This is a genomic window from Aliiroseovarius sp. D2-2, assembly GCF_055809455.1.
On the sequence record NZ_CM147913.1, the window covers coordinates 2949950 to 2963588 of the forward strand.

11 protein-coding genes are annotated in these 13639 nt (G+C 55.7%); 6 read left to right on the plus strand and 5 right to left on the minus strand.

Annotation, left to right across the window (positions count from 1 at the left end; all coding sequences use genetic code 11):
* The first annotated feature begins 232 nt into the window (after nucleotides 1–232).
* From AC0L6A_RS14520 to AC0L6A_RS14530, 3 genes are read left to right on the plus strand one after another with little or no spacing between them, the layout of a single operon-like run.
* The gene (locus AC0L6A_RS14520) at nucleotides 233–1807 is read left to right on the plus strand and encodes an inorganic phosphate transporter (RefSeq protein ID WP_473291026.1); all 1575 of its coding nucleotides are present in this window, start codon (nucleotides 233–235) and stop codon (nucleotides 1805–1807) included.
* Nucleotides 1808–1823: 16 nt separating this feature from the next.
* Entirely contained in the window at nucleotides 1824–3656 is a 1833-nt protein-coding gene (locus AC0L6A_RS14525) for a Na/Pi cotransporter family protein (protein WP_473291027.1), read from the plus strand.
* 18 nt (nucleotides 3657–3674) lie between these two features.
* On the plus strand, nucleotides 3675–3980 hold the full coding sequence (locus tag AC0L6A_RS14530) for a hypothetical protein (RefSeq protein ID WP_473291029.1): 306 nt from the start codon (nucleotides 3675–3677) through the stop codon (nucleotides 3978–3980).
* A 350-nt stretch (nucleotides 3981–4330) separates the two neighbouring features.
* Here AC0L6A_RS14530 and AC0L6A_RS14535 read toward each other — a convergent pair whose 3' ends face one another.
* The 4 genes from AC0L6A_RS14535 to AC0L6A_RS14550 form a co-directional block, all read right to left on the minus strand.
* Nucleotides 4331–5701, minus strand: a complete 1371-nt coding sequence (locus AC0L6A_RS14535; RefSeq protein ID WP_473291030.1) for a glutamate--cysteine ligase — start codon at nucleotides 5699–5701, stop codon at nucleotides 4331–4333.
* A gap of 62 nt (nucleotides 5702–5763) precedes the next feature.
* Nucleotides 5764–6276 (minus strand): hypothetical protein, encoded by a 513-nt coding sequence (locus tag AC0L6A_RS14540; protein ID WP_473291031.1) that lies wholly within the window; start codon nucleotides 6274–6276, stop codon nucleotides 5764–5766.
* Nucleotides 6273–7133, minus strand: coding sequence for a GNAT family N-acetyltransferase (locus tag AC0L6A_RS14545; protein WP_473291033.1), 861 nt, complete (start codon nucleotides 7131–7133; stop codon nucleotides 6273–6275). The genes AC0L6A_RS14540 and AC0L6A_RS14545 overlap by 4 nt, the downstream gene beginning before the upstream one ends.
* On the minus strand, nucleotides 7130–7855 hold the full coding sequence (locus AC0L6A_RS14550; RefSeq protein WP_473291034.1) for a 16S rRNA (uracil(1498)-N(3))-methyltransferase: 726 nt from the start codon (nucleotides 7853–7855) through the stop codon (nucleotides 7130–7132). Before AC0L6A_RS14550 ends, AC0L6A_RS14545 begins: the two co-directional genes overlap by 4 nt.
* 11 nt (nucleotides 7856–7866) lie before the next feature.
* Here AC0L6A_RS14550 and ubiA point away from each other — a divergent pair, with 11 nt between their 5' ends.
* The 3 genes from ubiA (at nucleotide 7867) to AC0L6A_RS14565 (ending at nucleotide 11592) form a co-directional block, all read left to right on the plus strand.
* The gene (gene ubiA / locus AC0L6A_RS14555; protein ID WP_473291035.1) at nucleotides 7867–8835 is read left to right on the plus strand and encodes a 4-hydroxybenzoate octaprenyltransferase; all 969 of its coding nucleotides are present in this window, start codon (nucleotides 7867–7869) and stop codon (nucleotides 8833–8835) included.
* Between the two features lie 1703 nt (nucleotides 8836–10538).
* Nucleotides 10539–11156, plus strand: coding sequence for an OmpA family protein (locus tag AC0L6A_RS14560; protein ID WP_473291037.1), 618 nt, complete (start codon nucleotides 10539–10541; stop codon nucleotides 11154–11156).
* Between the two features lie 109 nt (nucleotides 11157–11265).
* Nucleotides 11266–11592: a hypothetical protein gene (locus AC0L6A_RS14565; protein ID WP_246928143.1), complete on the plus strand. Its 327-nt coding sequence runs from the start codon at nucleotides 11266–11268 to the stop codon at nucleotides 11590–11592.
* Between the two features lie 3 nt (nucleotides 11593–11595).
* On the opposite strand, the gene AC0L6A_RS14570 is transcribed toward AC0L6A_RS14565, so the two are convergent.
* Nucleotides 11596–13638 (minus strand): FAD-dependent oxidoreductase, encoded by a 2043-nt coding sequence (locus tag AC0L6A_RS14570; protein ID WP_473291038.1) that lies wholly within the window; start codon nucleotides 13636–13638, stop codon nucleotides 11596–11598.
* Nucleotide 13639 lies beyond the last annotated feature (1 nt).

Here is a 13639-nt window from a genome sequence, read left to right on the forward strand (position 1 = left end):
TAATCCTCTTGCACAATACATCTCGACTCGTTGGGACACATTGATCCTGATCAGAATGGTCCTCCGAAAAGGCTTGTGACAAAAATATCAACAGCCCTCAGAACCTATGCAGTCAATGATCTGCGTCATGATGGCCGCCGATTAAGCAACACAAAATGGAAGCCAAGATACTGGCCCCGCTGTTTCGCGGTGGCTGGTTGCTTTGCCACACAATTTGCTGGGGGGATAAACTTTGAAAGTCAAAGACTATCTGCAGATCGAAAACGCCACAAATCTAAGTCGATCAGAAGTTGGTCGGCTGGGGACCGCCATCCTTTTTGTGGTCGCTGTCATTCTTTACACGGGTACAAGATACGCTCACGTCGATCAGCTGTTCCTGCTCATCGCAGCAGCAGTAATCGGTGCCTATATGGCGATGAACATTGGGGCGAACGATGTTGCAAACAACGTTGGTCCCGCTGTTGGATCCTACGCGCTGACCTTGACAGGAGCGATTGTAATCGCCGCCATATTTGAGGCTGCCGGCGCAATCATTGCAGGTGGTGATGTGGTTTCGACCGTCAAGAAAGGGATCATTGATCCAGCAAATGTATCAGACCCAAATGTATTCATCTGGGTGATGATGGGTGCGCTGATAGGCGCGGCCCTTTGGCTTAACACCGCAACTTGGCTTGGTGCGCCTGTCTCGACCACTCATTCGATCGTTGGTGGCGTGATGGGAGCAGGCATTGCCGCTGTTGGCTGGGATGTCGTCAACTGGGATTCGATGGGGAAGATTGCTCTGTCTTGGGTTGTCTCGCCTGTTACAGGTGGGATCATTGCAGCGCTGTTCCTGTTCATCCTGAAAAAGACCATCTTCTTCAAAGATGATCTTGTTGAGAATGCGCGCAAGGTGGTGCCATTCATGATCGGCATCATGACGTGGGCTTTCACAACTTATATCGCCCTCAAAGGCATCAAGAAATTGATTAAAATCGAGTTTTCTACAGCGATGCTAATTGGCCTTGTTGCGGGCCTTGTGGCGATAATTGTTGTGCGCCCGATAATCAACGCAGCCGCACCGAAGCTTGAAAACTCGACAGAGGGCGTGAACAAGCTTTTTACTATTCCTCTGATCATCTCGGCTGCGCTTTTAAGCTTTGCCCATGGCGCCAATGACGTGGCGAACGCTGTTGGACCTCTGGCGGGTGTTGTCGATGCGCTCACGCAAACAGAAGGCGGCGCATCAAAAGTGGCGATTCCTTTGTGGGTTATGGTGATCGGGGCTATCGGCATCTCGATTGGCCTTGCACTCTTCGGGCCGAAGCTGATCCGCACTGTCGGCTCTGAAATCACAGAACTGGACCGCTCGCGTGCGTTTTGTATCGCGCTTGCCGCTGCAATCACCGTTATTTTCGCAAGTCAGCTTGGCATGCCAATCAGCTCAACCCACGTCGCCCTTGGCGCAGTCTTTGGTGTTGGCTTTCTGCGCGAGTTTCTGGAAACACGCATGGGTAAAGTTGTTGAAGATGTGCTGCACAAGCACGAAGGCGAGAAAGATTTTGCTATTGCCGAGCAAGTTTTGATGACGTTCCGCAATGCTCCGCCGGAAGACAAGCAGCGCATGCTCAATGAGCTCAAAAAGATGGGCCCCGAGGCTGTGATTGATGCCGCAGAACGTAAAGTGCTTCAAAAGGCATTGAAGCGCCAGCTGGTGCATCGTGCATCGCTATTTAAAATCGTTTCGGCTTGGATCATCACGGTGCCAATTTCGGCCGTCCTTGCGGCGCTTTTCTATTTTGTCCTTCGCGGCATGATGTTGCCATAGGGAGCGAGCAATCCTCATGATGAAAAAACTGCTTGTTCCGGTCATTCTTCTGATCCTGACCCTTGGGTTCTGGGCCAGCAGTGACTTTCAAGAGATCGCCGCAGGGGTGGCGATTTTCTTGTTCGGCATGCTGATGCTTGAAGACGGCTTCAAGTTGTTCAGCGGTGGCATTCTGGAAAAAATGCTTGAGAAGGCAACCGGATCGGTTCCGAAGTCGCTGGGCTTCGGAATATTATCGACCACGATTATGCAGTCCAGCTCATTGGTGTCGGTGATTACCATTTCGTTTCTATCGGCAGGGCTAATTTCCCTTATTGCCGGCGTCGGGATCATCTTTGGCGCGAACATCGGCACCACAACGGGTGCTTGGCTGGTGGCCGGTTTTGGGCTGAAGGTAAAAATCTCGTCCTATGCTTTGCCCATGCTCGCCATCGCCATTGTGCTTGTGTTCCAGAAGAACAAGTACTGGCGGGGCGCGGGATTTGTCCTTGCGGGACTTGGCTTCCTGTTTTTGGGCATCCACCACATGAAAGAGGGGTTCGAGGCATTTAAAGATCAGTTTGATCTGACCAGATTTGCCCTGACCGGTTTGCTTGGGCTGTTGGTCTATACGTTGGTTGGAACGGCTGCGACAGTGGTTATGCAGTCCAGCCATGCGACAATGACTTTGATCATCACGGCGCTCGCTGCCTCGCAAATCTCGTATGAAAACGCTTTGGCTTTGGCGATTGGTGCAAATATCGGTACGACGATTACGGCCATCATCGGATCGCTGACGGCCAATTTCCAAGGCAAGAGGCTGGCGCTGGCTCACCTTGTGTTCAACATGGTCACCGCAGGAGTGGCCCTAATTTTTATTGGTCCAATTCGTATGTCAGTGGATTTCATATCCGCGGGCGTTGGCATTGCCGACACCGATTACACATTGAAACTGGCGGTGTTCCACACGATCTTTAATACGCTTGGCGTGCTGATCATGCTGCCGCTTCTGAACAAACTGATCGTGTTCTTAGAACGAACAATTGTCCAACCTGCAGAGGACTTGAGCAAACCGAAATACCTGTCTGCTGCAGTGGATGAATTCCCGCAGACCATTGAACATGCAATGAGAAGCGAGGTGAAACACCTTTACGACAATGCCGTCGAACTGATCGTGCACGGGTTGAACCTACACAGACATGATATCTTCACCACCAAAGACATCGCCGCAACCGTTGCCGCCAGCCGCGAACCCGTCGACTTCGACATCGACGAACGCTACGAAGCGCGGATCAAAACGCTTTATTCTGCAATTGTTGAATTTGCGACGCGCGTTGGTGCCAGGGACATTCCCGAAGATGTGATGGACGATATCTATTCACTACGTGACGTGGCCGGACGGATCGTTAGGGCGGTGAAAGCTGTCAAACATCTAAGGCGAAACGCCACGCGATATACACAAACGCCACAAGGCAAAATCACCGACCTCTATGATCAGCTACGGACAGAAATCGCGCGGATTTTGGTCGAGATCAACAAGCTGGATCTGGCTGATCCCGAAGACCGGTCAAGCTTGTGGCTTGATCAGGAGCGTGTTCAGGTGCTCAGTGATGCGCAGGATACCAACAAAAGGATCGATGTACTGATCCGTAATCAAGAACTTGAAGCAACCGTTGCAACATCATTCCTGAATGACTCCAACTATGCTTATGCCGCGATACGCGACCTGCTGGGGGCAGCACGCGCGTATTACATCGAAACTGAAGATGCCATGGCCGAAGTCGAACGCATTCTCGCCCTAGAGGACGAGGAACTGGCCGATCTGCTACTGACCGCGTCGGCCAATCAACGCAGTGGCGGTGGCCAATGATCGGTACCGCGTGTCATAATGCTATTACAAACCTGCGGCAGTTTAGAGCGTCGCGTGCGGGAGGATGCCATGGGACTTGAGAGCATGATCGAGAAGCTCGACAAGTATTACGATCGGCTTGAGAAAGGAAAAACCCGGAAGATCAAGCCAGATCATGTCAGCAAGGTTATCAAAAAGCTCGAAGCTAAGGCGCTGCTGCTACAAACTGAAATTGCAGATGTTGAAAAGCCCGAAAAAAAGCAGCGTCTCGAACGCAAGTTAGCATTGGTACGCAAGCAACAGGAACGTGCTAACTGGCTGCAGAGTAGTATTGGCCTGCAATAACTTTGCATTCAACGCACTGGTATCAGTCGTCCATGTTTCGACAAAAGGCAGAGAGAAGACAGCGTGTATCAGGCGTGAAGCCGCATTGGCACGTGATGCGACCAAGGTATAGAAATCACTGGCAGATCATATTCGTAGTGGGCAGGAACACACGCTCGCCGCTATGTGAGACACGACTGCATCCATCACCCTTCTTTGGGTGGCTTCAAAACGAACAGAAACATGCCCAATCGTGTTGGCGAGAAGAGTTCCGCCACCTGGTCTGCTGTTTTTATTTGGCCTCGCGAAGCCCTTCAAGAAAGAGACCAAACCAAAGCAACCAGCGGCTGTTTCACCACGTAAGGTCGTTCTCAGTAACTGTACTCGTCATATATCCGGCTTAGATCTCCGTCCCACTCGCCATGATACTTGCCGAGCAGTTCACAGGCAGGCGAACGCCCTTCTTCGACGCATTCTTGCAACGCGTTCAGGAAGTGGGTTTCATCCGGCACCATGCCACCTGTGCCAACGCGCGCGCGGGCTTTCAGGCCACCTTCCGCAATTTTCACCACTTCACCAGCCAGATCCAGCATACGGACGCCGTTTACCTCGGCCTGCAAGCCGTCGACGGATGCCGCGACACGCAAGGCTTCGCGGGTTTCCGCGTCCCAGCCTTTGGCCAGATCCCACGCAGCATCAAGGCTTGATTGGTCATACATCAACCCGACCCAAAGGGCGGGCAATGCGCATAGTCGACGCCACGGGCCACCATCGGCGCCGCGCATCTCCATATATTGTTTGATGCGGGCCTCGGGGAAGATTGTGGTCAGATGGTCGGCCCAATCCGACAGCGTCGGGGTTTCACCGGGTAGCGCGGGCAGTTTGCCTTGCATGAAGTCGCGGAACGATTGGCCCAGCGCGTCAATGTATTGGCCATCGCGGTAGACAAAATACATCGGAACATCGAGCGCATATTGCACGTAGCGCTCAAACCCCATGCCGTCCTCAAAGACGAACGGCAGCATGCCAGTACGCGCGCCATCCAGATCACGCCAGATGCGTGAGCGCCAGGATTTGTGGCCGTTGGGTTTGCCTTCGAAGAAGGGCGAATTGGCGAACAGCGCTGTGGCCACGGGCTGCAACGCCAGTGCCACGCGGAACTTTTGCACCATGTCAGCTTCGGACGCGAAGTCGAGGTTCACCTGAACCGTGCAGGTCCGATACATCATCTGCTTGCCGTGCGTGCCGACCTTATCCATGTAGTCGGTCATCAACTTGTAACGCCCCTTGGGCATCACCGGCATTTGTTCGTGGGTCCATTCAGGTGCGGCACCCAAACCGATGAACCGCGCGCCGATCTCGTCCGCGATCTCGTGTACTTCACGCAGGTGTTCGTTCACCTCGTCACAGGTCTGGTGGATGTTATCTAAAGGCGCGCCTGACAGTTCGAATTGCCCGCCCGGTTCAAGCGAGATATTGGCCCCATCGCGTTCCAACCCGATCAGGTTGCCCGCCTCGCGCACTTCGGTCCAGTTGTACCGGTCCCGCAGCCCTTCCAGCATTTTCAGGATCGAGCGCGGACCATCATAAGGCAGCGGCTTGTGCGTATCTTTGCAATAGCCGAACTTCTCGTGTTCGGTGCCGATCTTCCACGACTCGCGCGGCTTACAACCATCTTCAAGCAGTTGCGCCAATTGATCATGATGGGTGATCGGACCACCACCGGACTGAGGAATGGACATGTTCGGCTCCTGTAAGAATTCGCCCTTAGGGGCTCCAGTCGTGCGGCAAGCTGCCGCCAGTGTCAATGCAGCTTCGTAAGGCCGCGTTGCCAGATCACGACAGTGTCATTGGGTGGCGTATTCACCGCCCGGATGGCGATGTCGATATTGGCCCCGGACAATGCCGTGAGCGCGTCAAAGATTGCCTCGGCCCCTTCGGCGCGGGCGGGAATGGTCAAGACTTCACCAAACTTCTGAAACCTCCAGACCGGCAAGCCGGACAGGTCACGGCCGATCTCGATCCGCACAACGTCATCCAGAGACGCAAATCCGCCGCCCACCGGGGCCAAATAGGTCACTTGTCGTTCATCAATCTGCACCACACCAACGCCCCCATGAGCCGACCGGATGCGCGCCTGCCTAAGGCCTGACCACAGGATCAATCCGCCCAGCACAGCCAACGCCAATCCCATCCACTTTATCAATCCAAGCGAGCCCCACGCCCACCACAAGCCAAGGATCACGACGCCCACGCCAACCAGCGCTTCGCGGAAACGGGTCAAGGCGGTCATCGCATCTGTTCGAACGAAGGTCATTGCATTCCTCCTAAAGGCTGAGGCTCGGTCAGAAGGGAAAGCTGATACGATCCGATCTGCTTGAATCCAATCGCCTCATAGGCCCGGCAAGCCGGTGGTCCAGATGCAAAAAGGATTGCGGTTTCAACACCTTTTGCCTGCACCTCTTGCAGATGCAGCGCTACGGCCTGTCGCGCATAGCCGCGTGATCGTAAATCCGGCGGCGTATAAACCCCGCCGATCTGCACCAAGTCGGGCAGACTGGCATTGAAGGCGGTTTTGGCCACGGGTGTGCCGTCAATTTCAAGAATGCGGTGCAAGTCCGATCCTATATGAGCCTTTGCAGTTCCAACTGCGCGCTGACGGACGTCATCGGTTAGTTCCAGCCCGAATGCGGTCATGTCATAGTCGATGATCCAGTCGGTCAGCAGATCCAGATCATCCTCGCCAGCAGAACGCAGCTTGCCCCTGATTTCAGGGTTAACCATCTGACCAATAGACAGTCGATAAAGCGGTTCTTCGCGATCTGTGGAGTAGGTTGCAGCCTCCAACCCCAAACCGCGTTTGCCCAATGCAACCTGCTCCGATGTACCCATAATGCCACCAACGGGTCGCCCCTTCAGCTGCTTCGCAATTGCCTGCCAATTCGCCAAGGTCGCGTCCGGCATCTGGCACATCACAAAACCCGCCTTGCTGTATCCGACGACACCTTGCAGGTCCGGCCTTTCAACCAGCCAGAAATCAGTCGAGCGCGGCGAAGCCCCCTGCCCCAATTCCAGATTCAAAAGGTTAGACCGCAAAAACATGCTAGTTTCAGCATGACCCGCCAAGAAAGCCTCGATCGCAGGCTCATCCCCAGCTTGCGCAAGGCGGATCATCCCCAATCCCCCAAGACCTGCTGCCACATCGTCATTGCGGCAACAGCGGCGGTATCCGCGCGTAAAATGCGGGGGCCGAGGCTAACCGGGTGGGCGTTTTCCATCGCGTGAAGTCGCGCGCGTTCGCGGTCCGAAAACCCACCTTCTGGACCAATGAAGATCGCCCAACGGTGGCCGCTAGCAGCGGTCAGGGTTTCAGCGGCGCCTACGAGGGATTCGTCACAAAACATGATCTGGCGATCATCCGGCCACGCATCCAGAAGCTTGTCCATGCGCATCAGGTCCACGACCTCGGGCACATATGTGCCGCCGCATTGTTCAGCAGCCTCAACCGCGTGGGCTTGCAAGCGCTCCCGGCGAATCCGTTCGGAATTTGTAAACTCGGTCGACATGGGTTGGATCAGCGCCGCACCCATTTCGGCAGCTTTCTCGACAATGAAATCCGTGCGCGCCTTTTTAATCGGCGCGAAGCACAGCCACAGGTCAGGCGGCATGTGCAGCGGCTTGGATTGCGCCTCACACTCCAACACACCCTTGCGTTTCCCCACCTCAATCACGCGGGCCGGAAACTCTCCCTCCCGCCCATTGAACAGTGCTACGCGGTCGCCTTCGCTCATCCGCATCACCCCAAAAAGATAATGCGCTTGGTCGCGATCCAGCGAAACGGTTTGCCCCTCGGCCAAAGGGTGATCTACATAGAGCCGAACTTTTGCCTGTTTCATGAGGGAAACCTATGACCCCGAACGCCGATTTGCCAGACCCTACCGGACAGGTTTCCGACGCATATCGGGGTAATTGGGTTGATCACCGTGCACCCGCTTGGTCGCGCCCCTATCTGCGGCTTAGCCGAGCGGACCGTCCGATTGGCACTTGGCTCTTGCTGATCCCTTGTTGGTGGAGCCTGCTTCTTGCCACCGCCAGCACCGGAGAGTTTGGGCTTTATGACGCATGGATCATGCTGGGGTGTGCAATAGGTGCCTGGCTGATGCGCGGCGCGGGCTGCACATGGAATGACATCACTGATCGTGACTTCGACGGGCAGGTCGCGCGTACCAAAAGTCGCCCCATTCCATCGGGCCAAGTCTCTGTGAAACAAGCGGTTATTTGGATGGGACTTCAAGCGCTGATCTCGTTTGGCATCCTGCTGACCTTCAATGCTGCGACGTTCCTGCTGGGTATCGCAGCCCTGATACCTGTTGCGATCTATCCCTTCGCCAAACGGTTCACTTGGTGGCCACAAGCCTTTCTGGGCATCGCATTCAATTGGGGGGCATTGGTAGGTTGGGTCGCACATACCGGTTCGCTCGGTTGGCCCCCGATCCTGCTTTATGGCGCTGGCATTGCCTGGACGTTGTTTTACGATACGATCTATGCCTATCAGGACACTGAAGATGACGCTTTGATCGGCGTGAAATCCACCGCCCGCCTATTTGGGGAAAACAGCCGCAAGTGGCTGATGCTATTCCTGATGACAACCGTTGCTCTGTCTGCTTTTGCAACGATATTTGCACTTGCACCCTCGGCCAATGTGCTAACCTTGGTCATCGCACTTGGGGGAACGTGGTTCATGGGGTGGCACTTGGCGTGGCAGCTGCGCAAGCTAGACACGGACAGTTCTGAAATCTGCCTGAAATTGTTTCGATCCAATCGCGATACCGGACTGATTTTTGTGCTATTTCTTGCCGCAAGCCAAATCGTATGATTGCACCCCGCCCCAACACCCCATAAGAAGCTTTAAACCAAAGAGATAACGGACCCACTTTCGTATGCGCGCATCGCAAATTCTTCTGGTCCCGGCCTCGCTTGTGGTCGGCGCATTTCTGGCCCTGTTCGCGGCCATAATTTCGGTCAACGTGATCGAAAGAAGCTCGGAAGATGCCGTGCGGGATGCTTTGACATTGCGTGGCCACGAGTGGACTGACGTCCAGTCGGACGGTTTGCAAGTTGTGTTATCTGGCATTGCCCCCAGCGAAGCCATGCGATTTCGCGCTCTGTCTGTAGCGGGCAGTGAGGTTGATGCCGCACGGGTCATAGACAACATGACGATCCCGGAAGCAGAGGTGGTAGAGCCGCCGCGTTTCTCGATCGAGGTTCTTCGAAACGATGCCGGCATTTCCATGATCGGCCTGATCCCTGCAAAGACCGACCGCGATGATCTGATTGAGGAAGTAGGCGACATCGCAGGCGAAACGGATGTGACGGACCTTCTTGAGGTTGCCGATTACGCCGTTCCCGCCAATTGGGAAACAACACTGGACTATGTGCTCTATGCACTGTCCAAATTGCCGCGATCGAAGATTTCGATGGATGCGGACAAGGTTTCGATCACCGCGGTGGCCGACAGTGCCGAACAACAACAAGACTGGGCGCGCAGCCTAAAGCGCAAAGCGCCGCGCTCTATTCTTCTGTCGATTGACATTTCCGCGCCCCGCCCCGTGATTACCCCTTTCACATTGCGGTTCCTGATTGACGATAAAGGTGCCCGTTTCGATGCCTGTTCGGCCCATAACGCTATTGGGCGCGCCAAGATTATCTCGGCCGCGACTGAAGCCGGATTGGACGGGGTCACCAATTGCATTATCGGGTTGGGTGTTCCGTCCCCCGACTGGGCTGACGCTGCCGTAATGGGCATCAACGCTGTTGCTACGCTTGGTGGCGGGTCAGTTACATTTTCGGATGCTGACGTCACGCTGATTGCGCAAGACACCACCCCACAAGCAACGTTTGATCGTGTGGTGGGAGAACTGGAAAGCAATCTGCCCGATCTGTATTCGCTGCATTCTGTTTTGCCTGAACCGGTTAAAATAGATGGTACCGGCGAAGGAGAGGCAACTCCTGAGTTTGTCGCAACACTCAGCCCCGAAGGGCAGGTCCAGTTGCGCGGTCGTTTGTCGGACGAAGCCTTGCGCAGCGCTGCAGAAAGCTTTGCACGCGCCAAGTTTGGAACGCGCTCGGTTTATCCTGCAACCCGTCTTGATCCTGAACTGCCGGGCAACTGGCCCACGCGCGTATTGGCCGGGCTTGAAGCACTGTCACTTGTTGCCAGCGGTGTTGTCGTTGTGCAGCCCGATGTTGTGGACATTCGTGGCCGTACTGGCGACCCCGAGGCCAGCGCCGAGATCTCGCGCTTGCTGGGCGAAAAACTGGGAGCGTCTGAGAACTTTCAGGTCAATGTCACCTACGAAGAACGCCTGGACCCGACCTTGAACCTGCCCAGCCCGGAACAGTGCGCGGCGAACATCAACGCGGTTCTGGCAGAAAAGAAAATCACCTTCGCGCCCGGATCAGCCAACATCGAGGCCTCTGCCGCCGATACGATCGACAAGATCGCAGAAATCATGCGCACCTGTTCTGATGTAAGAATGGAAGATCTCGGGCTTCACCGACAGCCAAGGCCGCGAAGAGATGAACCTGGCCCTGTCGCAAAACCGCGCGCAAGCCGTACTTACGGCGCTGCTGTCACGCCGCATCCTGACATCGAACCTCTCAGCCGTTGGCTATGGCGAGGAAAACCCGATTGCCGACAACGGGACCGACGTTGGTCGCGAAGCCAACCGCCGGATCGAGTTCCGCCTTCTTGAAGGTGCCACACTGGAAGGTGGCGCGGAAACAGCCGAACCTTCGGGTGAAGCGCCAGAAGCCGAAACCGCCACAGAAGAAGGCGCAAGCGGCACTGATGCGGAAATAGCACCTGAGGCCGAGGCGGAACCCGCGACAGAGGTCACGGAAACTGAGGAGTCACCAGTCAATCCTGCTTCTGAAGGTGCTACCGATACCGAAGAGACCGTCAGCGAACCAAGTGCTGAAACTGACGCTCCCGCAACCGAAGCCAATGCCGTAGAAGAGGCTGTAAGCACCTCGGAAACCGCCCCTGTGGCAGAGGCTGAAAGCCCAGAAGCTGCTGAACCCGCAGGCCCTGTAGAAGAGCCCAGCGCACCTAACGACGCCCTTCCAAATGCCGCCGCAAGCCCGGAAGCCGACCAAGCTTCTGACGCGACCGCACCCGACACCGAATTCTGGTGATGAACCCTCGGAACCACCCTATAGTGGTCCAGAGGTCTTCGCCCCTGAAGACAATGACGTCCGCCCGGCCCCGCGCCCGGACCGCTGATAGACATCAAAGGACAGCCCGATGAACAGAACCGAGTTTATCATCGTCACCGCGATCATTCTTTTCGTGGCATTCGTGCTGGGCTGGTTTGCCCATTGGCTGATCCACCGTTTCGTTCAGGTGCAAGGCAGCGAAATGAGCGAGCTGGACAAGATGGCGCAAGCCCTGCACGACGCGGAAGAAACGCGTGATGAAGCGATCACCTATCTGCAATCGCGTGAGGCCGAGATGTCAAATCAACTGCACCAGACTGAAGCTGAACTTCGCGCTGCCATGGATGGTCTACGCGACGCCCGTCATGAAGCGGAAGAGCTGCGCGCGTATATCGAACGCACGCAGCAGGGTTAAGCTTTACAGGTCTTTCACCAGCCTAAGCGCGTCATAGATTGCTGCATGCGTATTGCGCGCCGTCACGGCGTCTCCGATGCGGAACAGCTGAAACTTACCCTCTGCATTGATGTTGATCGTTTGTGGCTTGCCCGCGATCAAGGCGTCTTGGTCAACCTCACCACGGTTTAACGACATCTCTTTCAGCTCGAAATACAAGTCGTCCATCGGCATTGTGCCATAGTTCACCACCACCTGATCATACGTCGCCTCGCGGGTGAAGTCAGAGTAATCTGTACCCAGTGTGACCTTCAGGCGGTTACCATCGCGGACAACATTCTTAAGGCGCTCAGTCACAGTGAACTTCACCCCTTTGGGCTGAAGCGACCGCATATAAGGCACAAGGTTCATCGCCATGATGTCAGGGGCGAACATGCGATCAGGTGTCATGACTTCGACATTTGCACCCGCCTCGGCCGCGATTTCGGCGGCTTGTAGCGCCGGGTGGTCGCCGCTTTCGTCATAGATCAGCACATCACCCGCGCACTTCACATCGCCCGCGATCACATCCCACGCGCTGATCGCCAGCTCCTGTTCGCTTTTGGTTTCGAAAAGCGTCAGGTTGGGCAGCCCCCCTGTTGCAATGATCACCACATCGGGATCAAGCGCTTTCACGTCCACGGCCTCGGCCCATGTGTTGAAATGGAACGTCACATCACGGGCGGCGCATTGCGACATGCGCCAGTCGATAATGCCAATCATCTCACGTCGACGTGGGGTTTGCGCGGCCAGCCGCACTTGCCCACCGGGGTCAGGTTGCGCTTCGAACACGGTCACATCGTGCCCACGCTCGGACGCGACGCGCGCCGCTTCCAACCCTGCCGGTCCTGCGCCAACGACAACCACTTTGCGCTTTTCGTCCGCCGGATCGGCAACATGTGGCATGGTCAGTTCACGACCGGTGGCTGCGTTGTGCATACACAGCGCATCACCTGCCTGATAAATACGATCCAGACAGTAGGTCGCGCCGACGCAGGGGCGGATATCCTCTTCTCGACCTTCTATGATTTTTTGCACAACATGCGGGTCTGCCATATGGGCGCGGGTCATCCCAACCATATCCAACTGGCCTGACGCAATGGCATGGCGTGCGGTGGCCACGTCAGGGATGCGCGCGGCGTGGAAGGTCGGCATTCCGACCTCAGCGCGCACTCGCCCTGCGAAATCCAGATGCGGCGATGAAGGCGCACCCTGAATTGGGATCATATCTGTCATCGCCGGATCCGTATGAATACGCCCACGGTTGATGTTCAGATACTGGACCTGGCCGCTGTCGCGCAGCATTTTGGCAATCTCCATACCCATATCCGGGTCAATGCCGCCGTCTTCCACCTCGTCCGGGGCAAAGCGCACACCAAGGATAAACTCGTCGCCAACGCGTTTGCGTACGGCATCAATGATGTCCAACGTCAGCTTCATCCGTCCGGACAGATCACCGCCATAGGGACCATCAAGATGATTGGTCAGAGGCGAGATGAACTGATCCAGCAAATGCCCGTGGGTCATGATCTCGACCCCGTCCATACCACCTGCTTTCATCCGCTCGGCCGCGTCCGCAAAGTCAGAAATGATCCGGGAAATATCCCAATCCTCGGCCAATTTCGGGAACGCACGATGCGCAGGTTCCCGATGCGGTGTGGAGCAGACCGGTGGCAACCAGTCGCCTTTATTCCAACCCGTGCGACGCCCCAAATGGGTCAGTTGGATCATGCAGGCCGCACCATGTTCATGCACCGCATCGGTGAGATTCTTGATCCACGGCACCACCTCGTCCTTATAGGCAAGGATGTTGTTGAACACCGGTGGGCTGTTTTTCGACACGGCCGCCGATCCAGCCGTCATCGCCATCGCCACACCCGCCTTCGCACGCTCTGCGTGATAGGCTGCATAACGTTCTTTTGGCATCCCATCTTCAGGATAGGCCGGTTCATGGCTGGTCGTCATGATCCGGTTTCTCAAGGTCAGGTGACCCAATTGATAAGGCTGCAAAAGGGGATCGTTCGACATC